Consider the following 22,589-nt stretch of genomic DNA (forward strand, 5'->3'; position numbering starts at 1 on the left):
CGTTTGACGCCCTGCCCCCCATTGGTTATTCTTACGAGGTTGCGCCGATTTGATAATCAGCTTGCGGGCGCTCTATAAATACGGCTAAAGCGCTTGCACATGAGCCCAGAATTTAGCCCGACAAGCAGCCAGCTTTCGGGCTTTTTTGTTTTCGGAGAAGAATTTTCGCGGAAGGGCGGCCTTCCTCGATTTGCCAAAAATACCATGTCATCTCTCGGAATCGTTTCACCACAATCGATGCATTTCTCCGAACCGCTGCCGCTGCAAAGCGGCGCGTCGCTGTCGGATTACACCCTCGTCTATGAAACCTACGGCACGCTGAACGCCGACCGCTCCAACGCGGTGCTGGTGTGCCACGCGCTGAATGCCTCGCATCACGTCGCCGGCATGTACGAGGGCGAGGCGGGCAGCAAGAACATCGGCTGGTGGGACAACATGGTGGGGCCGGGCAAGCCGCTCGACACCGATCGCTTCTTCGTCATCGGCGTGAACAATCTCGGTTCCTGTTTCGGCTCGACCGGGCCGATGCATGGCAACCCGGCGACAGGCAGGCCGTACGGCGCGAATTTCCCGGTGGTCACGGTGGAGGACTGGGTGCGGGCGCAGGCGCGGCTGGCGGATGCGCTGGGCATCGATCAGTTCGCGGCGGTCATGGGCGGCTCGCTCGGCGGCATGCAGGCGCTGTCGTGGAGCATCCAGTTTCCCGAGCGACTGCGGCACTGCGTGGTGATCGCCTCGACGCCGAAGCTGTCGGCGCAGAACATCGCCTTCAACGACGTGGCGCGGCAGGCGATCCTGACCGATCCGGATTTTCATGGCGGCGACTACTACGCGCATGGCGTGGTGCCGAAGAACGGTCTGCGCGTGGCGCGCATGGTCGGCCACATCACCTACCTGTCCGACGACAGCATGGCGGAAAAATTCGGCCGCGAACTGCGCAACGGCGGTTATCAATTCAACTATGGCATCGACTTCGAGATCGAATCCTATCTGCGCTATCAGGGCGACAAGTTTTCCGAATACTTCGACGCCAACACGTATCTGCTGATCACCAAGGCGCTCGACTACTTTGATCCGGCCAGGGAATTCGGTGGTGATCTGAACAAGACGCTGGCCAACACGGCGGCGAAATTCCTGCTGGTGTCGTTCACGACCGACTGGCGCTTTTCGCCGGAGCGCAGCCGCGAGATCGTGCAGGCGCTGGTGGCCAACAAGCGCAACGTGGCGTATGCGGAAATCGACGCGCCGCACGGGCATGACGCTTTCCTGCTCGACGACGAACGCTACATGAATACGGTACGCGCCTACTACGACCGCGTATGGAACGACATTGAAAACGGAGTGCGCGCATGAACTTCCATGAATTGAGCGTGCTGCGCGCCGACCTGGCCTTCATCGCGCACTGGGTGCGCGAGCGTTCGAACGTGCTCGACCTCGGCTGCGGCGACGGCGTGATGCTGGAGTATCTGCAATCGGACAAGCGCTGCATCGGTTACGGCATCGAGATCGACGACGCCAAGATCCCGGTGTGCGTTGGACGCGGCGTGTCGGTCATCCAGCAGGACATCAAGGCGGGTTTGTCGATGTTCGCGGACAACGCGTTCGACACGGTGCTGTGCCTGTCTGCCTTGCAAATGCTGCAAGACGTCGAGGGCGTGCTGCGCGACATCGCGCGCGTCGGGCGCGAAGCGATCGTGTCCTTTCCCAACTTCGCCCACTGGCCGCATCGCATCGCGCTGCTGCGCGGCCGCATGCCGGTCTCGAAGTCGCTGCCCTATGAATGGTATGACACGCCCAACCTGCGTTGCGCGACGATCAAGGATTTCGAGGAACTTGCCAACCAGGTCGGACTCGAAGTGCTCGAATGCGTCGCGTTGCGCGATGGCAATCCCGTCTCCTTCCTGCCAAACTGGCGTGGTAGTCTTGCCGTGTTCCGATTACGTAAAAAAACTCCCGCATGAGTGTTTCCGCCAGCCAAGCAATCGTCCAACCGAAAATCCTGCGTTCCAAGCTCTTCTGGATCAGCCTGTTGTACTTCTCCGAGGGCTTCCCCCTCGGATTGTTCTTCGATCTATTTCCCGTCTATTTCCGGCAACAAGGCGTCGAACTCGCCAAGATCGGTCTGCTGAGTCTGCTGGGCCTGTCGTGGACGCTCAAGTTCCTGTGGGCGCCGCTGATCGATTTCACCCGGCGGCATCGCTACTGGATGGCGGCGGCCGACGTCGGCATGGGGCTGGTGATGATCGTCTGCGCGCGCGAGGCGGGCTTCGGTCCGTGGGTCTGGTTTGCGATCGGCGCGTTCACCGCCTTGTCGGCGACCAACGACATTGCCATCGACGGCTACACCATCGAGCAGTTGGACAAGCGGGAACTTGGGCTGGCGAACGGTTTCCGGATCGGCTTTTATCGCGTCGGGATGCTGGCGGCGGGTGTATTGCTGTGGTTCTCGGACGTGTTCGGCTGGACCGCGACGTACGGCTTTGCCGCGATCCTGTTCTTCCTCATCGGCGCCGTGAGTCTGATGGCGCCGAAAGAACCGGCAAGGCCATTGCGTGACGCACCTTCCAGCCTGCGCGGTGAATTGTCCGCGCTGGCGCAGCAACCGTTGCTGATTGTTGCACTCATTCTGTTCATTGCCGGCTTGCTGTGGCCGGTGCTGGGCGCGCTGGATATCGCGTGGTTGAAACCGTTCAAATCGGCATGGTGGTTCAAGGGCGGCGCGCCGGTTGGCTTGATCCTGTTGTCGGCATGGCTGTTCACGCGCGGCATTCGCGGGCAATCCGAAACCGTTTCCAATGCGGCGGCCAGCGGCCCGATGTTCGGCGCGATCGTGTCCTTGTTGAACAAGAAGCATGCGCTCCTGCTCATCGGCTTCATCCTGATTTTCAAGCTGGCGGATTCCTCCATCGGCTTCATGATCAAGCCGTTCTGGGTCGATAGCGGTTTCACCAACACCCAGATCGGCCTGGTGTCGGTCAATCTCGGCCTGGGTCTCTCGATTGCGGGCGGCATCCTCGGCGGCTGGTACACCGACCGCGTCGGCATCTTCCGCGCACTGTGGGTGCTCGGGCTGTGGCAGGCATTGTCGAATCTCGGTTATGTGGTGGCTGCCTTCATCGTGCCGCACGCCGCGCAGGGCACCGACATCGCGCTGGCGCATCAGGCCTTGATGTACAGCGCCAGCGCCATCGAATCGTTCACCGGCGGACTGGGCACGGCGGCCTTCCTCGCCTTCCTGATGGCGATCGTCGACAAATCGCGCGCCACCACCGAGTACGCCATCCTGTCGTCCATCTTCGCGTTTTCCCGTTCGATCGCGGGGTGGGCAGGCGGCATTGGCGCGCAGGAACTGGGCTACGCATACTACTTCCTGCTGACCTTTGTGCTGGCGTTTCCCGCTTACGCGCTGCTGCCGTGGATCAGGTCGATTCTGGCAACCTCCGAGGAGCGCAGGACATGAGACGTTTGCTTTCCTTCACGCTGCTGATGATGACTGCGCTTGCCTGCGCAACGCCTGCCGTAGAGGCAAAGGACGAGGCCAGTCCGGACGGCGTGAAAGTGGACAAGATGTCGCCGCTCCGCAACCTCGTGCCCGAGGCAGAACTCGAAGCAACCGCATTGCAGCAATACACGAGCATCAAGCAGCAGGCAAACAAGCAGGGCGCGCTCCTGCCGGACAGCCACCCGGAAGTTCAGCGCCTGCGCAGGATCGCCGCGAAAGTGATTCCACATGCCACGCGCTGGAACGAACGCGCGGCGCAATGGCAATGGGAAATCAACCTGATCGATGCAAAGGACATCAACGCCTTCTGCATGCCGGGCGGGAAGATCGCGTTTTTCAGCGGGATTTTAAGCACGCTGAAACTGACCGACGATGAAGTCGCCATCGTGATGGGGCATGAAATTGCGCATGCCTTGCGCGAGCATGGCCGCGAGCGCGTGGCGAAATCAGGTTTGACCAGCGCCGGTGCGAAGCTGGCCGGCATCGGCCTGTCCGCATGGCTGGGTATCGATCCGAACCTGACCACCGCCGCCACGGGCGTCGGCGCCAATCTCGCGATGCTGCGCTTCTCGCGCGATGACGAGACGGAGGCCGATCTGGTCGGTCTCGATGTGGTGGCGCGCGCAGGTTACGACCCGCGTGCCGGCATCGCACTGTGGCAAAAGATGGGCATGGTCAACAACAGCGCGCCACCGCAATGGCTCTCGACGCACCCCGCAGGCAAAAGCCGCATCGCTGAAATGAAAAAGCATCTGCCTTCCGTGATGCCGCTCTATGCGAAAGCCAAAGCGACAAGGCTTGCGGCACTGCCGCCGTATCAAAGCAATGTGAAAGCCATTGCGCCCATCAAGTAGCCGCCCACCAAGTGCCATCAAGCAGCAAGCCGGTGCCCCGCGCTCAGCAATGACAGGGGGCTCGATGCCCAGCCGTTCTGCCAGCGCACCCGGCCGCACGCCGTCGCCCATGCGGCCGATCATGACGACCGGCCACGCGCTGGCCTGCGACAGCGCGAAACCGGCCGCCATCTTGTCCGCAACGGATTTGTAGCCGCGTGCCACTCGCGTGAGCGACACCGTCACCGTCATCAGTGTCTGGTCAAAATCGTCCATGTCGGATCAGCCATCAAAATACTTGGCAAGTAAATATTGGCATGAAATGGAAGCCGTTCAAATGAACGAGCGACAAGCTCCTGTTGCAGGAAGTTGCTGAGCGACAAATTGGGGGAGGGAGGATGCGGGCCGCCGATGTCAGCGGCCCGCAGTGCGGCAGGGATTACAGATGCAGCGCGAAGTCGTAGTCGATCGACAGCGGCGCATGGTCGGAAAAGCGCTCGTCCTTGTAGATGCCGGCGCGGCTTGCCGTTTGCGCCAGGGCCCGGGTCGCCACGTGGTAGTCGATGCGCCAGCCGACGTTCTTTGCCCACGCCTGGCCGCGATTGCTCCACCAGGTATAGGCGTCGCCCGTGGTTTCCGGATGCAGGGCGCGGTAGACATCGACCCAGCCGATGTCATTGAACAGGCGCGTCATCCAGGCGCGCTCTTCCGGCAGGAAGCCGCTGTTCTTCTGGTTCGATTTCCAGTTCTTCAGGTCGATTTCCTTGTGCGCGATATTCCAGTCGCCGCAGATGACGATTTCCTGCCCGCACGCATGCAGGTGTTGCAAATGCGGCAGGAATATTTCCATGAAGCGGAACTTTGCCTGCTGCCGTTCATCGCTCGACGAACCGGACGGACAGTACAGAGAGATCACGCTCAACTTGCCGAAGTCGCATTGCACGTAGCGGCCTTCTGCATCGAACTCTTCGCAGCCGAAACCGATGCGCACGGCATCCGGCTCGTACTTCGAATAGATGCCGACGCCGGAATACCCTTTTTTCTCGGCATAGTGAAAGTGGCCGTGATAGCCATGCGGCGAAAGAAACTCGGGCGTCATGTCGGTTGCCTGTGCTTTCAGTTCCTGCACACAGACAAAGTGCGGGGACTGCTTGCCCATCCAATCGAAGAAGCCCTTTTTGGCGGCGGAACGAATGCCATTGAGATTGGCGGAAATGATTTTCAACATGGCATGGGAGGAAAAAATGACGCGGCTAGCATAACCGATCCGTCGCCCGATTTGTGGCGGGGGGTCGCGGCGCGGTTCGCGATATCCAATACAATGCGGCCTTGGAGTTTTCATCGCCACGCATTGGCAATTTTGTAAAGACCGAGGATATTTTGGCTAATTTACGTCAGGAATTCATTGCATTTTCAGTCGGCGCGGGCGTGTTGCGCTTCGGCGAATTCGTCACCAAGGCGGGCCGCACTTCGCCGTATTTTTTCAACGCCGGATTGTTCAACGACGGCGTCAACCTCGGCAAGCTCGCCGAGTTCTATGCGCAGAGCCTGATCGATTCCGGCATCGAGTTCGACATGCTGTTCGGCCCCGCCTACAAGGGCATCACGCTGGCTTCGGCCACGGCGGTCGCGCTGGCGCAGAAGGGTCGGAACGTGCCCTTCGCCTACAACCGCAAGGAAGCCAAGGATCACGGCGAGGGCGGCACCATCGTCGGCGCGAAGCTGCAGGGCAGGGTCGTCATCATCGATGACGTGATCTCCGCCGGCACCTCGGTGCGCGAATCGGTCGACATGATCCGTGCCGCGGGCGCCACCCCCTGCGCCGTGCTGATCGCACTCGACCGCATGGAGCGCTCGGGCAAGGACGATGTGCTGTCCGCGCATTCGGCGGTGCAGGAAGTGACGAACAGCTATGGCATGCCGGTGGTGTCGATCGGCAACCTGAACGACTTGCTGGAATATATTTCGGCGGCGGGAGCCAACCCGGAGCTGGCGCAATACAAGGATGCCGTCGATGCCTACCGGCGGCGCTATGGCGTGGCTTGAGGCCGGCAGTTGACGGAAAAACCCCCTGTGCCGGCCCGCGACTTGTTGCGACGAAACGGTTTGCGTCGGACCGGATGATGCTGTCTCGCATGTCTCTCCCACACCGCAGATGAAAATACTCCTGGTCGAAGACGACACGATGATCGGCGAAAGCATCCAGGTCGCGCTGGAAGGGGAGGGCATCGCCGTGGACTGGATCAAGGATGGCGGCCTCGCGGAAGCCGCGCTGCTCACGCAGGCGCATGACGCCCTGCTGCTCGACCTCGGCTTGCCGCACAAGGATGGGCTGGAAGTGCTGCGCGCATTGCGTGTGCGTGGAAACACGATTCCGGTGCTGGTCATCACCGCCCGCGACACCGTGGCGCAGCGCATTCAGGGGTTGAATCTCGGTGCCGATGATTATCTGATCAAGCCCTTCGATCTGGACGAGCTTGTTGCCCGATTGCACGCGCTGATCCGGCGCGCCCGAGGCGGTGCCGAAGCGGTCTATCGCAACGGCGATGTCGCGGTCAATCCCGCGACCCGGCAAGTCCTCGTCGCGCAACAGCAGGTCATGCTGTCGGCGCGCGAATGGATGATTCTCGATGCGCTGGTCGCCCGTCCCGGAGCCATTCTGTCGCGGGCGCAATTGGAGGAACGACTGTACGGCTGGTCCGGCGATGTCGAGAGCAACGCGGTCGAAGTCCATATCCACGGCCTGCGCAAGAAACTCGGGCCGCAATTCATCATCAATGTGCGCGGCCTCGGCTACATGGTCGAAAAAACATGATGCGCTCGCTACGCATTCGCCTGCTGTTGTTGCTCGGCATTGCCATCGTGGCGGCGGCGCTGCTGCAGTTTGCGGCGACCTTCCGGATCGCGATGCAAAAGGCCGATACGCTGTTCGATTACCACATGCAGCAGATGGCATTGGCGCTGAAGGACAGCGGCATGCAGGCGCCCGACTGGTACGCGTCGCAGGATGGGGAAACCGGCGCATTCGATTTCGTGATCCAGGTGTGGACCGATGACGGCGTGCGCGTGTATCAGTCGCGTCCCTATCGCACGCTGCCCTCGCAAGGCGTATTCGGCTATTCCACCGTGACGCTGGCCAATGGCGACTGGCGCATCTATGCGCTCCATACCAATACGCGGGTGATACAGGTCGCGCAAAGAATGGAGAGCCGCAGGAACCGGGCGATCTCCCTCGCATTGAACTCGGTCTGGCCGATCCTGCCCGCTTCGCTGCTGCTGTTCGCGGTCGCGTGGTGGGTCGTGACCAGCGCGCTGGCGCCGCTCAATCGCATCGGCCACGAGCTGGCAAACCGCAATGCCGATTCGCTCGCGCCCGTATCGGCCAGGGGCGTGCCGCAGGAAGTCTCGCTGCTCGTCACGGAGTTGAATTCATTGCTTGCACGTATGACCCACGCCTTGCAATCGCAGCAGCAGTTCGTGGCCGATGCCGCGCATGAACTGCGCTCGCCATTGACGGCATTGAAGCTGCAGGTCCAGACCCTGGCGCGGGCCAGGGATGACACCTTGCGCACGCAAGCGATCGAGCGCCTGCACGGCGGCGTCGATCGCGCATCGCGGCTCGTGCAGCAATTGCTGTCGCTGGCGCGGCAGGATCCTCTGTCGCAGCCGGCGGCGCCGGAAACGATCTCCCTGACGGACTGCGTCGAACAGGCGGTGGGCGATGTCGCTTCCTTCGCATCAGCCCGGGCCGTCACGCTGCGCCATGGCATCTTCGAAGCGGCAAGTCTGCGCGGAGATGCGGACAGCCTGCGGATCATGACGCGCAATCTGCTCGACAATGCCGTGCGCTATGCCCCCGAAGGCGGGCAGGTGCGGATCGATCTGGCAATGGACGATTCCGTCATCACACTGACGATTCAGGATTCCGGTCCCGGCATCCCGGATGAAAACCGCAGCCGCGTGTTCGACCGCTTCTATCGCGTGCCGGGGACCAGCCCGAGCGGCAGCGGCCTGGGACTGGCAATCGTCAAGGCCATCGCCGATCGGCATGACGCCAGCGTGACGTTCGGCGATGCGGCGCTGGGCGGCCTCGCGGTCACGGTGGCCTTTGCTGCGGATGACAAGCCGGCATCGCCCCGGGCGGACGAGGTGAGCGGCTAGCGGCTGCCGCGCATGACTCCTGCCCCGGCCTGCAGCAGAGGTGCGCGGGGGCTTCCTGCCTCTTTTTTCCTTCTTTAAGTTTCGCTTAAGTCTTGTCGTGCAGTATGCCAGGCATGCATAGCGATGGCTCGGCTTGGCATCAAGGGCTGCCGCCGGAAAATCGCTGTCGACACAGATCACGATCCGGGTTGAACACGACACGGATGCGCCCGCGATGACGCGGGCGCAGGACGGTACTCGAGATGGAGGAGACGCCGGTCGAGGCCACGGGCAGGGCAAGAGCAGTTGAAAGCTGCCATTCGCACGCGTCTGCATGGACGCGGCCCTGCCTATCCGACATCGGTCCGTTGCGGAAATGGCAGCGGACCGATGGTCGAGGCGAGCAATGCGGCCGCGCCGCGCTTGCCGATAGCGCCGATTCATCGAGAGAAGAGGATGGAAGGAAGTCATTCCTCTTCTCGTTAAAGAGCAACTGCGTTGCGCAACAGAGGAAGGTCGTTCACGACCTTTTTGGCCCCCCTTCGCCGGGGGGTATTTTTCTGCCATCGCATGGATACTGCCGCAGGAGCGTCATGTTCCTGCGGCCATGTCGATCCAGACCGCAACAAGTACACGGACATCCGGCAGGCTGGCGGTCGCGCTCTGTGGCAGCGCTTCCGCGAATGCGGCATGGTTTTCCCATCCAATGCGCGGCGCGCTGACGCCGATGCCGAGACCATGGCTGCCTCCGTGCAGTGTGCAGAAAGGAGGCAGGATTCATGCAGCTGCGTTCGTTCCGTCTTTCACTCCGTTTCGTGCTGCCGCTGGCACTGGTGCTGGCGCTGTTCGCCTATGCCGCCGTGCCGCTGATGGACAGCCTCACCCTGCGCTGGTTCGTCAGGGATCTCGACATCCGCTCGCAGTTTCTTGCACGCGCACTGGAGCAGCCGCTGCTGGAATATGTGCCGCAAAAGGCGCGCCGCAAGATCACGCAATTGTTCGACCGGGCCATTCAGGACGAGCGTCTGTATGCATTGGCATTCTGCGATGCCGGCGGCCGCGTGCTCTATCAGACCGTGACCTATCCGGAGTCGCTCGGCTGCCGCACCATGCCGCTCAAGGAGGGCGAGCATCTCTCGCTGGTCCGCCTGCCGCAGGGCGCGGTGCATGTCGCCGAAAGCCCGGTGAGCCAGGACGCGGAGCATCTCGGCAAGCTGATCCTGGTGCACGACATGAGCTTTATCGAGCGCCGCAGCGCCGATACCAAAAAGTATGTGATCTCGCTGTTCGGCCTGCTGGGCGTGGTGATTTCCTTCATCGCCGTGTTCATTGCCCATGTGAGCTGGCGCGGCTGGATCAGGGGAGTCAAAGGCATCCTGAGCGGCGACATGCTGCAGCCTGCCAAATCGACGGCACCGCCGGAAATGCTGCCGGTGATCGGCGACCTGCGTTCCATGCTGCGCGACCTTCACATGGAAAGGCAGGGGCAGGACAGCCTGCCGCAGGCGTGGACGCCGGAGAAACTGCGCACGCTCCTGCACAGCGAACTGGCAGGCGACCAGGTCATCGTCGTCTCCAATCGCGAGCCGTACATTCACGAGATGACGTCCGGCGGCATTGCTGTGCGGCGTCCGGCCAGCGGCCTCGTGACCGCGGTCGAAGCCGTGATGCGCGCCTGTTCCGGCACGTGGATCGCGCATGGCAGCGGCTCGGCCGACCGCGACGTGGTGGACCGCAACGACCGCGTGCCGGTGCCGCCGGCCAATCCCAGCTATACCCTGCGCCGCGTGTGGCTGACGAAGGAGGAGGAGGAGGGCTACTACTACGGCTTTGCCAACGAAGGCTTGTGGCCGCTCTGTCACATCGCCCATGTGCGGCCCGTGTTCCGCTCCGGCGACTGGGACCAGTATGTGCAGGTCAATCAGCGCTTCGCCGATGCCGTGATCAAGGAAGCGCGCACCGACGATCCGGTCGTGCTGGTGCAGGATTACCATTTCGCCTTGCTGCCGCGCATGGTGCGCGAGGCCTTGCCGAAGGCCACCATCATCACCTTCTGGCACATCCCCTGGCCCAACCCGGAGTCGTTCGGCATCTGTCCGTGGCGCGAAGAGATCCTGGAAGGATTGCTGGGTAGCACCATCCTCGGCTTTCACACGCCGTTTCATCGCAAGAACTTTCTCGAAACCGTGGACCGCTATCTGGAAACGCGCATCGAGTCGGAAGCCTCGACCATTTCCTACGGCGGCAAGCTGACGCAGGTCGAGCACTATCCGATTTCCATTGCATGGCCGGAAGACGCGCAGACCGACGGGGAGAGCGCTGCCGACTGCCGCATCGCGATCCGGCAGGAACTCGGGCTGGGTGCGGAGCACTTGCTGGGTATCGGCGTCGATCGGCTCGATTACACCAAGGGCATCATCGAGCGCTTCCAGGCGGTCGAGAGAATGCTGGAACGGCATCCCGAGATGATCGGCCGGTTTGTCTTCGTGCAGATTGCCGCACCGAGCCGTTCGTCGCTGGACGAGTACCAGAATTTCGAAGCGCGCGTGCGCAACCTCGCACAGCGCATCAACCGCCGCTTCGAGGACGGCAGTTATCGCCCGATCGTTCTCAAGGCGCAGCACCACGACCAGGACGAGCTGCAGCGCTATTACTGTGCCGCGGATGTCTGTCTGGTGACGAGTCTGCACGATGGCATGAATCTGGTGGCGAAGGAATTCATCGCGGCGCGCAACGATGAGCAGGGCGTGCTCATCCTCAGCCAGTTCACCGGCGCGGCCAGGGAGTTGCACGAAGCGCTCATCGTCAATCCCTACCATATCGAAGAGGGTGCCGACGCCCTGTACCGCGCCCTGAGCATGCCCCGGGTCGAGCAAAGGGAGCGGATGCGCAGCATGCGCGCGCTGGTCAAGGATTTCAATGTGTACCGATGGGCCGGACGGATGCTGGTCGATGCCGCCCGGCTGCGCCAGCGCGAGCGGGTGATGACCAAGATCCGTTCGCACAGCCTGGCCTCGCTGCGCCGCGTGGGTTGAGCCGACGTGTCCCTGCCGTTCTTTGAATGCAGCGCCGCGCGCCTCGATGAACTTGTCCGGCCCGGCATGCTGTGCGCCTTCGACTTCGACGGCACGCTTGCCCCCATCGCCCGGGAGCCGCATGGCGTGCTGGTTCCGGCTGCCGTGGCAAGAAGACTCGCGCATCTTGCCGACCATGCCGCCATTGCGATCGTGACCGGACGCGCGGTCGACGACGTCCGTCCGCGGCTCGACTTCCCGGCATCCTTCATCGTCGGCAACCACGGTCTGGAGGGCGTGCCCGGCCGGGATGTTCCGGCCGACCACTTCGCAGCGCGATGCGCCCAATGGGAGCGCAGCCTGCCGCTGGCGCTCCGGCAGCACGGCATCGTCGATCCGGGCATCCATGTCGAGAACAAGGGCTGTTCGCTATCGCTGCATTACCGCCTGGCGCGCGAGCGCGAAGCGCTCGAGCCGCGCCTGGCCGACATCTGCCGCAGCCTGCAGCCGTCGGCCCATGTCATCGAGGGAAAGTTCGTGTTCAATCTTCTGCCGGTGAACGGCATCAACAAGGGCGAGGCCCTGAACCGGCTGATCGAAGCGAGCGGCGCACGCAGTGCCATCTATGTCGGCGACGACACTACCGATGAAGACGTGTTCCGCCTGCGGCGCACGGATGTGCTGTCGGTACGGATCGAGCCGGACGAACGCAGCGCGGCGGAGTTCCATTTGCATCACCGGCTTGGCATGATTCAACTGCTCGATGAATTGACGCATCGAATGCGGCGGTTCGCATGAGCACGGCATTGCATGCGGTCTCGACCGGGCAGCAAAAGAAAAAGCCCGCATGCAATACATGCGGGCTTCGTTCGGGATGTTGACGGCTCCCGCCAATCACGGCGCCGTGTTGCGGCCGATCAAGCCGTCAGTTTTTGCTTCAGTAAGTCGGTCAACTGCGCCGGATTCGCCTTGCCCTTGGTCGCCTTCATCGCCTGGCCGATCAGTGCGTTGAACGCCTTCTCCTTGCCGGCGCGGAACTCCTCGACCGACTTCGCGTTCGCTGCCAGTACCTCGTCGACGATCTTCTCCAGCGCGCCGCTGTCGGAAATCTGCTTCAGGCCCTTCGCTTCGATGATGTCGTCCGCCAGCGACGGCTTGTCCGACGGCGCTTCCCACATTGCGGCGAACACTTCCTTGGCGATCTTGTTGGAAATCGTGCCGTCCACAATGCGCTGCAGCAGCAATGCAAGCTGCTCGGCCTTCACCGGCGCGGCCGCGATATCGACGCCTTCGCGGTTCAGCGTCGACGACACGTCGCCCATCAGCCAGTTGGCGGCAGGCTTCGCCTGCTCCTTGCCGGCCTTCGCCACCACGGCTTCGAAGTAGGCCGCCATCGCCTTCGATTGCGTCAGTATCGATGCATCGTATTCCGTCAGGCCGAAGTCGCGCACGAAGCGTTCGCGCATCGCGCCCGGCAGCTCCGGCATCGTCGCCTTGACGCGCTCGATCCATTCCTGCGCGATCACCAGCGGCGGCAGGTCGGGGTCGGGGAAGTAGCGGTAATCCTGCGCATCTTCCTTGCTGCGCATCGAGCGCGTTTCCTTGCGGTCGGGATCGTACAGGCGCGTTTCCTGCACCACCTTGCCGCCATCCTCGATCAGCTCGATCTGGCGCCGCACTTCGTAGTTGATCGCCTCTTCGAGAAAGCGGAACGAGTTCAGGTTCTTGATTTCGCAGCGCGTGCCGTATTCCTTCTGGCCGAGCGGCCGCACCGAGACGTTGGCGTCGCAGCGGAACGAGCCTTCCTGCATGTTGCCGTCGCAGATGCCGAGCCACATGACGAGCGAATGCAGCGACTTGGCGTAGGCCACCGCTTCGGCGGCGCTGCGCATGTCGGGCTCGGTGACGATTTCCAGCAGCGGCGTGCCGGCGCGATTCAGGTCGATGCCGGTCATGCCCTGGTAATCCTCATGCAGCGACTTGCCGGCATCTTCTTCCAGGTGGGCGCGGGTCAGCTGCACCGAATGCATCTCGGCCTTGCCGTCCTTCTCCAGCACGAACGACACCCTGCCGCCCTGGACCACGGGAATCTCGTACTGGCTGATCTGATAGCCCTTCGGCAGGTCGGGATAGAAGTAGTTCTTGCGCGCGAAGATCGACTGCGGCGCGATTGTCGCGTCGACCGCCAGGCCGAACTGGATCGCGCGTTCCACCGCGCCCTTGTTCATCACCGGCAAAACGCCGGGCAGGGCCAGATCGACCGGACTGGCCTGCGTGTTGGGTTCCGCACCGAAGCGGGTCGATGCGCCGCTGAAAATTTTCGATTGCGTGGAGAGCTGCGCGTGCGTCTCCAGGCCGATTACGATTTCCCACTGCATGGTAGTGTCCTCACTTATTCTTCATGACGGCATTTGCCGGTTTTCATATCTACCGACAATTCCGAAAAATTGGCGCGCGATCCGCACAGGGCCGGACAGCTCGGCTTGATGTTCAGCGTGTCGCCCTCGCGCTCGAGCCGGATGCTGCAATTGAGTCCGCGGCTGAAATTGAAGCCGCGCCGCTCGCGCGCCTGCTGTCCATTCGCCAGGCTGATGCGCCACTTCGCGCTGGCGGCATCCTTGCCCGCCTCGAGCCGCAGGCCGTCGTCTTCGTCGATGCTGCAATCGAAGCCGTGCGTCGGCCGGTACAGCGCCGACTCCCAGCGAAAGGCAACGATGCGATTGCCTTCGATGCGGATCTCGCCATTGTCCGCGTAGATCACGCGTTCGCCGTCCTCGTCGCGCGTCGTGCTGCAGGAAAACTTCGTTTCCAGTTGCTGCGCCCAGGCGACCGCGCTCGCGGTCAGCATGAGCAGCAGGCATGCGCGCGCTGCGAGTGTCGGCGCCGGCTTCATGTCCCCGCAGGCTTCCGCGAATGCCAGTCGGTCGCGCGCTGGAACTGATGCGCGACGTTCAGCAGTTTCGCTTCATCGAAATAGTTGCCGATGATTTGCAGCCCGACCGGACGCTGCGCATTCTTTTCGCCCTGGCCGAATCCGCAGGGAATCGACATGCCCGGCAGTCCCGCGAGGCTGGTCGAGAGCGTGAAGATGTCGGCCAGATAATTCGCGACCGGGTCGTCGGTCTTGTCGCCGAGATCCCACGCGACGGTCGGCGCCACCGGTCCCATGATCACGTCGCATTGCTTGAATGCGTTCTGGAAATCCTGCGCGATCAGACGGCGGATTTTCTGTGCCTGCAGGTAGTAGGCGTCGTAATAGCCGTGCGACAGCACGTAGGCGCCCACCAGGATGCGGCGCTTGACCTCGTCGCCGAAACCCTCGGCGCGCGTCTTGCAGTACATGTCCGACAGGTCCTTGTATTCCTTCGCGCGATAGCCGTAGCGCACGCCGTCGAAGCGGGACAGGTTGGACGAGGCTTCCGCCGGCGCGATCACGTAGTAGACCGGGATCGACAGTTCCGTCTTCGGTAATGAAATCTCGACCAGCGTCGCGCCGAGTTTTTCATACTCCTTGAGCGCCGCGCGCACGGCCTGCTCGACATCGGGCGCGAGACCCTTGCCGAAGTATTCGGCAGGCACGCCGATCTTCAATCCTTGCAAGCTCTTGTCCAGGTCGCGGCCAAAATCTTCCTTGTCGCGCTCCAGGCTGGTGGAATCGCGCGGATCGTAACCCGCCATCGCATTGAGCAGCAGCGCGCAATCTTCCGCGGTCTGCGCCATCGGGCCGCCCTGGTCCAGCGATGACGCAAAGGCAATCATGCCGAAGCGCGAGACGCGGCCATAGGTCGGCTTGATGCCGGTCACGCCGCAGAAGGAGGCCGGCTGGCGAATCGAGCCGCCGGTGTCGGTTGCTGTTGCGGCCGGAGCCAGGCGCGCGGCGATCGCGGCCGCCGAGCCGCCGGAGGAGCCGCCCGGTACCGCCGTTTTGTCCCACGGGTTCCTGACCGGCCCAAAGAAAGAGTTCTCGTTCGAGGAACCCATGGCAAATTCATCACAATTCAGTTTTCCGAGCGTGACCATGCCTGCGTTGCGGAACTGTTCGACGACAGTCGCGTCGAAGGGGCTGCTGTAATTTTCCAGCATCCTGGAGCCGGCAGTGGAGCGCCAGTCGCGCGTGACGAAAATGTCCTTGTGCGCGATTGGAATACCGGTCAGCGGCGTGGTGTCGTTTTTTGCAAGACGTTCGTCCGCCATCGCCGCCTGTTGCAGCGTGAGGCTCGCGTCGATGTGCGTAAAGGCGTTCAGGTCGCTCTGCTGGATGCGATCGAGATAGTGCCTTGCCAATTCGGTGGCGGAGACCTGCTTTGCGTGCAGCAGCGCGGAAAGTTCTTTAAGGGTTTTCGTATGCATAGAGTGGTGGCCGGTTGGCGCAATGACATGCTGTTTCGGCAGTGTTGCCGAAGGATTATTCGATGACTTTGGGGACGAGATACAGGCCGTCCTGCGTGGCCGGTGCGACCTTCTGGTAGTCCTCGCGGCGGTTCGGTTCGGTGACGGCATCCTCGCGCAGGCGCAGCGCCACGTCGTTCTGATGTGCGGCGATTGGATGATTCAGCGGTTCGACTCCGGACGTGTCGATGGCACGCATTTGCTCGACGAGAGCAAAAATGCCGTTCAGTTTATCCAGGGTTTTGACGGCCTCGGCTTCACTGAGATCGAGCTGGGCGAGACGGGCAAGACGTTTGACGTCAGAGAGTTCCAGGGACATGATTTTTGAGGGCACGGGCAAGGCCGCGCTGAGCAAGTGTTCTTAAAAAAACAAGGAGTAGGCAAGAAGTATTTTAAAGCTGGCAAATACTTGTCAAAACGGTGTGTACAGCTCGTATTTTTGACGTTTCCGGCCGCAAATTTCCCGTAAATTATAAGGTAGAATGTCGAGCGATTCGCTTGTTGCCGTTGGTATAGAGTCATGCCGGCAGATATATGAACGCGCAGCCATCAACCTTAACGTTTCGCGCCCCATCGTTGCGCATCAGGACAATACATGTTTGGATTCTTACGCAGTTATTTTTCGAATGATCTGGCGATTGATTTGGGCACGGCCAACACGCTGATCTACGTTCGCGGCAACGGTATCGTGCTGGATGAGCCATCGGTGGTTGCGATCCGTCAGCAAGGCGGCCCGAACGGCAAGAAGACGATCCAGGCAGTCGGCAAGGAAGCCAAGCAGATGCTGGGCAAGGTGCCGGGCAACATCGAAGCGATTCGTCCGATGAAGGACGGCGTGATCGCCGACTTCACCGTCACCGAGCAAATGCTCAAGCAATTCATCCGCATGGTGCACGACTCCAAGCTGTTCAAGCCGTCGCCGCGCATCATCATCTGCGTTCCCTGCGGCTCGACCCAGGTCGAACGTCGCGCGATCCGTGAATCGGCACTCGGCGCGGGCGCGTCGCAGGTGTACCTGATCGAAGAACCGATGGCCGCCGCGATCGGCGCCGGCCTGCCGGTGGCGGACGCGACCGGCTCGATGGTGGTCGACATCGGCGGCGGCACCACCGAAGTCGGCATCATCTCGCTGGGCGGCATGGTCTACAAGGGCTCGGTGCGCGTCGGCGGCGACAAGTTCGACGAAGCGATCGTCAATTACATCCGCCGCAACTACGGCATGCTGATCGGCGAACAGACCGCCGAAGCGATCAAGAAGGAAATCGGCTCCGCCTTCCCCGGCTCCGAAGTCAAGGAAATGGAAGTCAAGGGCCGCAACCTGTCGGAAGGCATCCCGCGCTCCTTCACCATCTCCAGCAACGAGATTCTCGAGGCATTGACCGACCCGCTCAACAACATCGTCTCCGCCGTCAAGAACGCGCTGGAACAGACTCCGCCGGAGCTGGGCGCCGACATCGCCGAAAAGGGCATGATGCTGACCGGCGGCGGCGCGCTCTTGCGCGACCTCGACCGTCTGCTGATGGAAGAAACCGGCCTGCCGGTGATCGTCGCCGAAGATCCGCTGACCTGCGTGGTGCGCGGCTCCGGCATGGCACTCGAGCGGATGGACAAGCTCGGTTCGATCTTCTCCTACGAATAAGCCGCACATGCATCACAAGGCGCCTTGCGACACCGCCCACAAGGCGCCGAAGTGGCGGCCCTGCCACTCGTCCCGACCCGTTGACAAACCGTGATGGAATACAGTCCGCCGCCACTCTTCAAGCAAGGCGCATCCGCGCGTGCCAAGGTGGTGATCTTCGCATTGATCGCAATCGGATTGCTGCTGGCGGATGCGCACCTGCGCTCGCTCGGCATGATCCGCCAGTTCGTCGGCACGGCGCTGTATCCCTTGCAAGTCGTCGCCCTGCTGCCGCGTGATGCGGCCTACATGGTCGGCGACTATTTCTCCTCGCTCTCCGCAATGCAGCGGGAAAACCGCGCCCTCACGCAGGAGAAGGTCGCCAATGCCCAGGTATTGCAGCAGGCGCAGCAGCTGTCGGCTGAAAATGCGCAGCTGCGCAAACTGCTCGCCGCCAATGAGCGCGTGCCGGTCAAGTCGGTCCTGAGCGAAATCCTGTACGACGCGCGCGATGCCTTCACTCGCAAGATCGTGCTGGATCGCGGCTCCAAGCACGGCGTCGCGCCGGGGCAGCCGGTGATCGATGACGTCGGCGTGGTCGGCCAGGTCACGCGCGTGTTTACCTTTACTTCCGAAGTGACGCTGCTGACTGACAAGGATCAGGCGATCCCGGTGCAGGTCGTGCGCAGCGGCTTGCGCAGCATCGTCTACGGCCAGGGGCATTCCGGCTCGCTCGATCTGCGCTTCATGCCGGTCAATGCCGACATCCAGACCGGCGACGTGCTCGTTACCTCCGGCATCGATGGCGTGTACCCGGCCGGCCTGTCGGTGGCCAAGGTCGTGCAGGTCGAGCGCAAGTCGTCGGACGCATTCGCGCGCATCGTGTGCCAGCCGCTGGCGGGGATCGACCGCAATCGCCAGTTGCTGATCCTGCTGACGGAATCCAATTTCCCGGCGCGTCCCGCGCCGGAAGAAGCCGCCAAGAAGGACAGGGCGGGCAAGAAGGCCGTCGCGGCCATGAAGGACGGCGGCAAGGAAGCCCCGGCAGAGACTCCGAAGGACGCGCCCAAGGATGCCGCGAAGGATCCGGCCAGGGAAGTGCCGAAGGAAGCGCCGAAAGAAACCGTGAAGGCGGCGGCAAAGGAGCCGGCGAAGGAAGCGGTCAAGGAACCCGTCAAGCCGGTATCGACCGCCGCGAGCCCCACGGCTAATGCGGCGAAGGACAAGACTGCCGCCGCACCCAAGCCTGCCGCACCTGCAACTCCAGCAACTTCCGCTGCGGTCAAGGAGGTGCCCACGCCATGAATCGCCCGCACTACATTCTCCTGCCGGTCAATCCGCTGTTCATCATGGTCAGCCTGGTGACGGCCTTTCTCCTGAATCTGCTGCCGTGGGGGCATGCGGTCGGCGTGCCGGATTTCGTCGCGCTGGTGCTGATTTTCTGGAGCGTCCATCAACCGCGCAAGGTCGGCATCGGCATCGCCTTCGTGATGGGCTTGCTGATGGACGTGCATGACGCCACGCTGCTTGGCGAGAACGCGCTGTCCTACACGCTGCTGTCCTATTTCGCGATCATGATTCACCGCCGCGTGCTGTGGTTCAGGATACCGACGCAGGCGCTGCACGTGCTGCCGCTGATCTTGATGATGCAGTCGGTGCAGCTCGTGATCCGGGTGCTGGTGAGCGGGCATTTTCCCGGCTGGCTCTACTTCTCGGAGAGCCTGACCACCGCTGCCCTGTGGCCGGTCGTGACATGGATCCTGCTGGCGCCGCAGCGCCGCGCGGTGAACCGGGACGACAACCGTCCGCTGTAGCCCGATTGCCCCCGATGAACCCGGCCTTGTCATCCACGCGGACCTCATTACCGGTCCGCTGCCACATCCTGTGAACGAATGACTGAATTCAAGAACACGGAACGCGAACTGCACTTCTTCCGCATGCGCCTGTCGGTGGTGGGTGTGTTCGTGCTGGTGTGCTTCGGTTTGCTGGTGACCCGTTTTGTATGGCTGCAGGTTGTCAGGCATCAGGATTACGCGGCGCAGGCGGAGGATAACCGCATTTCGGTGGTGCCCGTGGTGCCGAACCGGGGGCTGATCCTCGACCGCAACGGCGTCGTGCTGGCGCGCAACTATTCAGCCTACACGCTGGAGATCACGCCGTCCAAGATCAATGCTTCGCTGGATGATGTGATCGGCGAGCTGTCTGCGCTGGTCGATATTCAGCCCCGGGACCGGCGGCGTTTCCGCCGTCTGCTGGAAGAGGCGAAAAACTTCGAAAGCGTGCCGATCCGCACGCGCCTCTCCGACGAGGAAGTGGCGCGCTTCACCGCGCAGCGTTACCGCTTCCCGGGCGTGGAGATCCAGGCGCGCCTGTTCCGCCAGTATCCGCTCGGCGAAACGGCATCCCACGTGATCGGCTACATCGGCCGCATCAGCCAGCGCGACGCGAAAAAGATCGAGGAGATGGAGGATGCCGCCAACTATGCCGGCACCGATTACATCGGCAAGGAAGGGTTGGAGAAGAAGTACGAAAGCATGTTGCACGGCAAGACCGGCTACGAGGAAGTCGAAGTGACCGCCGGCGGGCGCGCGGTGCGCACCTTGTCGCGCACGCCGGCCATCCCGGGCCACAATCTGACCCTGTCGATCGACATCGAACTGCAGAAGATCGTCGAGGAAGCCTTCGGCGACCGGCGCGGTGCGCTGGTGGCGATCGAGCCCGCCACCGGCGATGTGCTGGCCTACGTCTCCAAGCCGACCTTCGATCCGAACCTGTTTGTCGAGGGCATCGACCAGCAGAGCTGGGAAGAGCTGAACACCTCGCTCGACAAGCCGCTCCTGAACCGGCCGCTGATCGGCACCTATCCGCCCGGCTCCACCTACAAACCGTACATGGCGCTGGCGGCGCTGGAACTGGGCAAGCGCACGCCGTCGCAGGCGATTTCCGACCCGGGCCATTTCTGGTTCGGCAATCACAAGTTCCGCGACGACAAGGTGGGCGGACACGGCACGGTCGACATGTACAAGTCGATCGTGCAATCGTGCAACACGTATTACTACGTGCTGTCCAACGATCTGGGTGTGGACACGATTCACGACTTCATGAAGCCGTTCGGCTTCGGCCGTCTGACCGGCATCGATCTGGAGAACGAGCGCACCGGCGTGCTGCCGTCCACCGGCTGGAAGCGCAACAACTACAAGCGGCCGGAGCAGCAGAAGTGGTATGCCGGCGAAACGGTATCGCTCGGCATCGGCCAGGGCTACAACGCCTTTTCGCCGCTGCAGCTGGCGCACGCGATGTCCAACCTCGCCAACAATGGCGTGGTGATGAAGCCGCACCTCGTGAAAACCATCGAGGATGGCGTCACCAAGGAACAGACACAGACGGTGTCGAAGGAAAGCTTCCGCATCAACCTCAAGCAGGAAAACATCGACTTCATCAAGAACGCGATGGCGGGCGTGGTGAAGGAAGGCACCTCGTCGCGCGCATTCGCCGGTGCCGGGTATGTATCGGCCGGCAAGACCGGTACCGCGCAGGCGATCGGCATCGGCAAGAACGAAAAATACGACGCGAAGAAAATGGCCGAACGCCATCGCGACCATTCGCTGTACATCACCTTCGCCCCGGCCGACCAGCCGCGCATCGCGCTGGCCGTGATCGTCGAAAACGCCGGCTTCGGCGCGGCGGCGGCGGCGCCGATCGCGAGAATGGCGCTGGACTACTACCTGCTTGGCAAGCGGCCGGTCGAGAAGACCGCGACCACCTACGAAACCGAGGGTGACTGATGAATTCCGCCTACACCATGCCCCAGAAGCGCGCCCTGTGGCCGATGATCAAGCCCTATCTGACCATCTTCGACGGCCCGCTCACGCTCATCGTGCTCCTGATCTTCGGCATCAGCATGGTGACGATGTATTCGGCCGGCGTCGGTTTCCCGGGGCGTCTCGAAGACCACCTGCGCAACATACTGCTGTCCCTGCTGATGATGTGGATCGCGGCCTGCATGCCGCCGCAGATGCTGATGCGCCTCGCGATGCCGGCCTATGTGGTGGGGGTCGGCCTGCTGGTCGGGGTTGCGCTGTTCGGCATCATCAAGCTGGGCGCGCGGCGCTGGATCAACATCGGCATCGTGATCCAGCCATCCGAAATCATGAAGATCGCGATGCCGCTGATGCTGGCATGGTTCTTCCAGAAGCGCGAAACCATGATCCGCTGGCCGGAATTCCTGGTGGCCGGCGTGCTGCTCATTATTCCCGTCGTTCTGATCATGCGGCAGCCGGATCTGGGAACGGCAACCTTGGTGATGGCGTCCGGCTTCTATGTGATTTTCCTTGCCGGCCTGCCCTGGAAGCTGATCATCGGCCTCGCGCTCGCCGGCATCGCCGCGATGCCGGTGGGCTGGTCGATGATGCACGACTATCAGCGCGAACGCGTGATGACGCTGATCGATCCCACGGCCGACCCGCTGGGCAAGGGCTTTCACATCATCCAGTCGACCATTGCGATCGGTTCCGGCGGCATTCCCGGCAAGGGCTGGATGCACGGCACGCAAGGCCATCTGCAATTCATTCCCGAGCGGACCACGGACTTCGTTTTCGCGGTGTTTTCCGAAGAGTTCGGCCTGATTGGCAATCTCGTCCTGTGCTCCTTGTATCTGCTGCTGATCGGGCGCGGCCTGCTGATCGCGGCGAATGCGCCGACGCTGTTTGCGCGCCTGCTGGCCGGTGCCTTGTCGCTGATGTTCTTTACTTATGCCTTCGTCAACATGGGCATGGTCAGCGGTATCCTGCCGGTGGTCGGCGTGCCGCTGCCGCTCATGAGTTACGGCGGCACCGCGTTCGTGACGCTGGGGCTGGGCGTCGGGATATTGATGAGCATTCAGCGGCACAGAAAGCTGGTGCAGAGCTGATTTTTTTATGTAACGAAAGGCATATTTTCTTTTTGCATGCCTGGGGCTCCTGTATAAAATTGTTGAGAAGCGGAAACAACAGCACAGACAATCCGCAACCGTGCATGACATTCATGCAATGCGGCGTGACCTGAGGTTTCGCATTTCGCAACATAATCACAAGGAGCACGCGATGCGATTGCGC

Annotated in this window: 20 protein-coding genes; 15 read left to right on the forward strand and 5 right to left on the reverse strand. The window is 62.1% G+C overall.

Features of this window, described 5'->3' with window-relative positions:
• Positions 1–204: 204 nt before the first annotated feature.
• The 5 genes from metX (at position 205) to D3870_RS23005 (ending at position 4,549) form a co-directional block, all read left to right on the forward strand.
• The gene (gene metX, locus D3870_RS01270; RefSeq protein WP_119736014.1) at positions 205–1,353 is read left to right on the forward strand and encodes a homoserine O-succinyltransferase MetX; all 1,149 of its coding nucleotides are present in this window, start codon (positions 205–207) and stop codon (positions 1,351–1,353) included.
• Positions 1,350–1,961, forward strand: coding sequence for a methionine biosynthesis protein MetW (gene metW / locus D3870_RS01275; protein WP_119736015.1), 612 nt, complete (start codon positions 1,350–1,352; stop codon positions 1,959–1,961). The genes metX and metW overlap by 4 nt, the downstream gene beginning before the upstream one ends.
• Entirely contained in the window at positions 1,958–3,460 is a 1,503-nt protein-coding gene (locus tag D3870_RS01280) for an MFS transporter (protein ID WP_119736017.1), read from the forward strand. Before metW ends, D3870_RS01280 begins: the two co-directional genes overlap by 4 nt.
• A complete protein-coding gene (locus tag D3870_RS01285) occupies positions 3,457–4,356 on the forward strand; it encodes a M48 family metallopeptidase (RefSeq protein ID WP_242489812.1) in 900 nt (299 codons plus the stop codon). The genes D3870_RS01280 and D3870_RS01285 overlap by 4 nt, the downstream gene beginning before the upstream one ends.
• 64 nt (positions 4,357–4,420) lie before the next feature.
• Complete coding sequence (locus D3870_RS23005; RefSeq protein ID WP_277986323.1) at positions 4,421–4,549, forward strand: hypothetical protein; 129 nt, start codon at positions 4,421–4,423, stop codon at positions 4,547–4,549.
• A gap of 225 nt (positions 4,550–4,774) precedes the next feature.
• Here D3870_RS23005 and D3870_RS01290 read toward each other — a convergent pair whose 3' ends face one another.
• Positions 4,775–5,563, reverse strand: a complete 789-nt coding sequence (locus D3870_RS01290; protein ID WP_119736019.1) for an exodeoxyribonuclease III — start codon at positions 5,561–5,563, stop codon at positions 4,775–4,777.
• A 152-nt stretch (positions 5,564–5,715) separates the two neighbouring features.
• Between D3870_RS01290 and pyrE the strand changes: the two genes are divergently transcribed.
• The 5 genes from pyrE to otsB all read left to right on the forward strand — a co-directional run bounded on the left by pyrE (position 5,716) and on the right by otsB (position 12,287).
• Entirely contained in the window at positions 5,716–6,381 is a 666-nt protein-coding gene (pyrE, locus tag D3870_RS01295) for an orotate phosphoribosyltransferase (RefSeq protein ID WP_119741508.1), read from the forward strand.
• A gap of 109 nt (positions 6,382–6,490) precedes the next feature.
• On the forward strand, positions 6,491–7,150 hold the full coding sequence (locus tag D3870_RS01300; RefSeq protein ID WP_119736020.1) for a response regulator: 660 nt from the start codon (positions 6,491–6,493) through the stop codon (positions 7,148–7,150).
• Entirely contained in the window at positions 7,147–8,496 is a 1,350-nt protein-coding gene (locus tag D3870_RS01305) for an ATP-binding protein (RefSeq protein WP_119736022.1), read from the forward strand. Before D3870_RS01300 ends, D3870_RS01305 begins: the two co-directional genes overlap by 4 nt.
• Before the next feature lie 758 nt (positions 8,497–9,254).
• The gene (locus tag D3870_RS01310) at positions 9,255–11,510 is read left to right on the forward strand and encodes an alpha,alpha-trehalose-phosphate synthase (UDP-forming) (RefSeq protein ID WP_119736024.1); all 2,256 of its coding nucleotides are present in this window, start codon (positions 9,255–9,257) and stop codon (positions 11,508–11,510) included.
• Between the two features lie 6 nt (positions 11,511–11,516).
• Positions 11,517–12,287, forward strand: a complete 771-nt coding sequence (otsB, locus tag D3870_RS01315) for a trehalose-phosphatase (RefSeq protein ID WP_119736025.1) — start codon at positions 11,517–11,519, stop codon at positions 12,285–12,287.
• 119 nt (positions 12,288–12,406) lie between these two features.
• On the opposite strand, the gene gatB is transcribed toward otsB, so the two are convergent.
• From gatB to gatC, 4 genes are read right to left on the reverse strand one after another with little or no spacing between them, the layout of a single operon-like run.
• Entirely contained in the window at positions 12,407–13,867 is a 1,461-nt protein-coding gene (gene gatB / locus D3870_RS01320; RefSeq protein WP_119736027.1) for an Asp-tRNA(Asn)/Glu-tRNA(Gln) amidotransferase subunit GatB, read from the reverse strand.
• Between the two features lie 14 nt (positions 13,868–13,881).
• The gene (locus D3870_RS01325; protein WP_119736029.1) at positions 13,882–14,382 is read right to left on the reverse strand and encodes a hypothetical protein; all 501 of its coding nucleotides are present in this window, start codon (positions 14,380–14,382) and stop codon (positions 13,882–13,884) included.
• Complete coding sequence (gatA, locus tag D3870_RS01330) at positions 14,379–15,839, reverse strand: Asp-tRNA(Asn)/Glu-tRNA(Gln) amidotransferase subunit GatA (RefSeq protein ID WP_119736031.1); 1,461 nt, start codon at positions 15,837–15,839, stop codon at positions 14,379–14,381. The genes D3870_RS01325 and gatA overlap by 4 nt, the downstream gene beginning before the upstream one ends.
• 55 nt (positions 15,840–15,894) lie before the next feature.
• Positions 15,895–16,197, reverse strand: coding sequence for an Asp-tRNA(Asn)/Glu-tRNA(Gln) amidotransferase subunit GatC (gene gatC / locus D3870_RS01335; RefSeq protein WP_119736032.1), 303 nt, complete (start codon positions 16,195–16,197; stop codon positions 15,895–15,897).
• Positions 16,198–16,473: 276 nt separating this feature from the next.
• On the opposite strand from gatC, the gene D3870_RS01340 reads away from it, so the two are divergent.
• The 5 genes from D3870_RS01340 (at position 16,474) to rodA (ending at position 22,405) form a co-directional block, all read left to right on the forward strand.
• A complete protein-coding gene (locus D3870_RS01340; RefSeq protein ID WP_119736034.1) occupies positions 16,474–17,517 on the forward strand; it encodes a rod shape-determining protein in 1,044 nt (347 codons plus the stop codon).
• A 93-nt stretch (positions 17,518–17,610) separates the two neighbouring features.
• Positions 17,611–18,801 (forward strand): rod shape-determining protein MreC, encoded by a 1,191-nt coding sequence (gene mreC, locus D3870_RS01345; RefSeq protein ID WP_119736036.1) that lies wholly within the window; start codon positions 17,611–17,613, stop codon positions 18,799–18,801.
• Complete coding sequence (gene mreD, locus D3870_RS01350) at positions 18,798–19,310, forward strand: rod shape-determining protein MreD (RefSeq protein WP_119736038.1); 513 nt, start codon at positions 18,798–18,800, stop codon at positions 19,308–19,310. Before mreC ends, mreD begins: the two co-directional genes overlap by 4 nt.
• 78 nt (positions 19,311–19,388) lie before the next feature.
• On the forward strand, positions 19,389–21,281 hold the full coding sequence (mrdA, locus tag D3870_RS01355; protein WP_119736040.1) for a penicillin-binding protein 2: 1,893 nt from the start codon (positions 19,389–19,391) through the stop codon (positions 21,279–21,281).
• On the forward strand, positions 21,281–22,405 hold the full coding sequence (gene rodA / locus D3870_RS01360; RefSeq protein ID WP_242489813.1) for a rod shape-determining protein RodA: 1,125 nt from the start codon (positions 21,281–21,283) through the stop codon (positions 22,403–22,405). The genes mrdA and rodA overlap by 1 nt, the downstream gene beginning before the upstream one ends.
• Positions 22,406–22,589: the final 184 nt, after the last annotated feature.

Origin of the sequence: Noviherbaspirillum cavernae (assembly GCF_003590875.1) — a bacterium.
Taxonomy (GTDB): Bacteria; Pseudomonadota; Gammaproteobacteria; order Burkholderiales; family Burkholderiaceae_D; genus Noviherbaspirillum; species Noviherbaspirillum cavernae.

What these genes read in the sequence shown, in the direction of transcription:
- metX (WP_119736014.1), top strand. Translation starts at nt 205, where the DNA reads ATGTCATCTCTCGGAATCGTTTCACCACAATCGATGCATTTCTCCGAA.
- metW (WP_119736015.1), top strand. Translation starts at nt 1,350, where the DNA reads ATGAACTTCCATGAATTGAGCGTGCTGCGCGCCGACCTGGCCTTCATC.
- D3870_RS01280 (WP_119736017.1), top strand. Translation starts at nt 1,958, where the DNA reads ATGAGTGTTTCCGCCAGCCAAGCAATCGTCCAACCGAAAATCCTGCGT.
- D3870_RS01285 (WP_242489812.1), top strand. Translation starts at nt 3,457, where the DNA reads ATGAGACGTTTGCTTTCCTTCACGCTGCTGATGATGACTGCGCTTGCC.
- D3870_RS23005 (WP_277986323.1), top strand. Translation starts at nt 4,421, where the DNA reads ATGCCCAGCCGTTCTGCCAGCGCACCCGGCCGCACGCCGTCGCCCATG.
- D3870_RS01290 (WP_119736019.1), bottom strand. Translation starts at nt 5,563, where the DNA reads ATGTTGAAAATCATTTCCGCCAATCTCAATGGCATTCGTTCCGCCGCC.
- D3870_RS01300 (WP_119736020.1), top strand. Translation starts at nt 6,491, where the DNA reads ATGAAAATACTCCTGGTCGAAGACGACACGATGATCGGCGAAAGCATC.
- D3870_RS01305 (WP_119736022.1), top strand. Translation starts at nt 7,147, where the DNA reads ATGATGCGCTCGCTACGCATTCGCCTGCTGTTGTTGCTCGGCATTGCC.
- D3870_RS01310 (WP_119736024.1), top strand. Translation starts at nt 9,255, where the DNA reads ATGCAGCTGCGTTCGTTCCGTCTTTCACTCCGTTTCGTGCTGCCGCTG.
- gatB (WP_119736027.1), bottom strand. Translation starts at nt 13,867, where the DNA reads ATGCAGTGGGAAATCGTAATCGGCCTGGAGACGCACGCGCAGCTCTCC.
- D3870_RS01325 (WP_119736029.1), bottom strand. Translation starts at nt 14,382, where the DNA reads ATGAAGCCGGCGCCGACACTCGCAGCGCGCGCATGCCTGCTGCTCATG.
- gatA (WP_119736031.1), bottom strand. Translation starts at nt 15,839, where the DNA reads ATGCATACGAAAACCCTTAAAGAACTTTCCGCGCTGCTGCACGCAAAG.
- gatC (WP_119736032.1), bottom strand. Translation starts at nt 16,197, where the DNA reads ATGTCCCTGGAACTCTCTGACGTCAAACGTCTTGCCCGTCTCGCCCAG.
- D3870_RS01340 (WP_119736034.1), top strand. Translation starts at nt 16,474, where the DNA reads ATGTTTGGATTCTTACGCAGTTATTTTTCGAATGATCTGGCGATTGAT.
- mreC (WP_119736036.1), top strand. Translation starts at nt 17,611, where the DNA reads ATGGAATACAGTCCGCCGCCACTCTTCAAGCAAGGCGCATCCGCGCGT.
- mreD (WP_119736038.1), top strand. Translation starts at nt 18,798, where the DNA reads ATGAATCGCCCGCACTACATTCTCCTGCCGGTCAATCCGCTGTTCATC.
- mrdA (WP_119736040.1), top strand. Translation starts at nt 19,389, where the DNA reads ATGACTGAATTCAAGAACACGGAACGCGAACTGCACTTCTTCCGCATG.
- rodA (WP_242489813.1), top strand. Translation starts at nt 21,281, where the DNA reads ATGAATTCCGCCTACACCATGCCCCAGAAGCGCGCCCTGTGGCCGATG.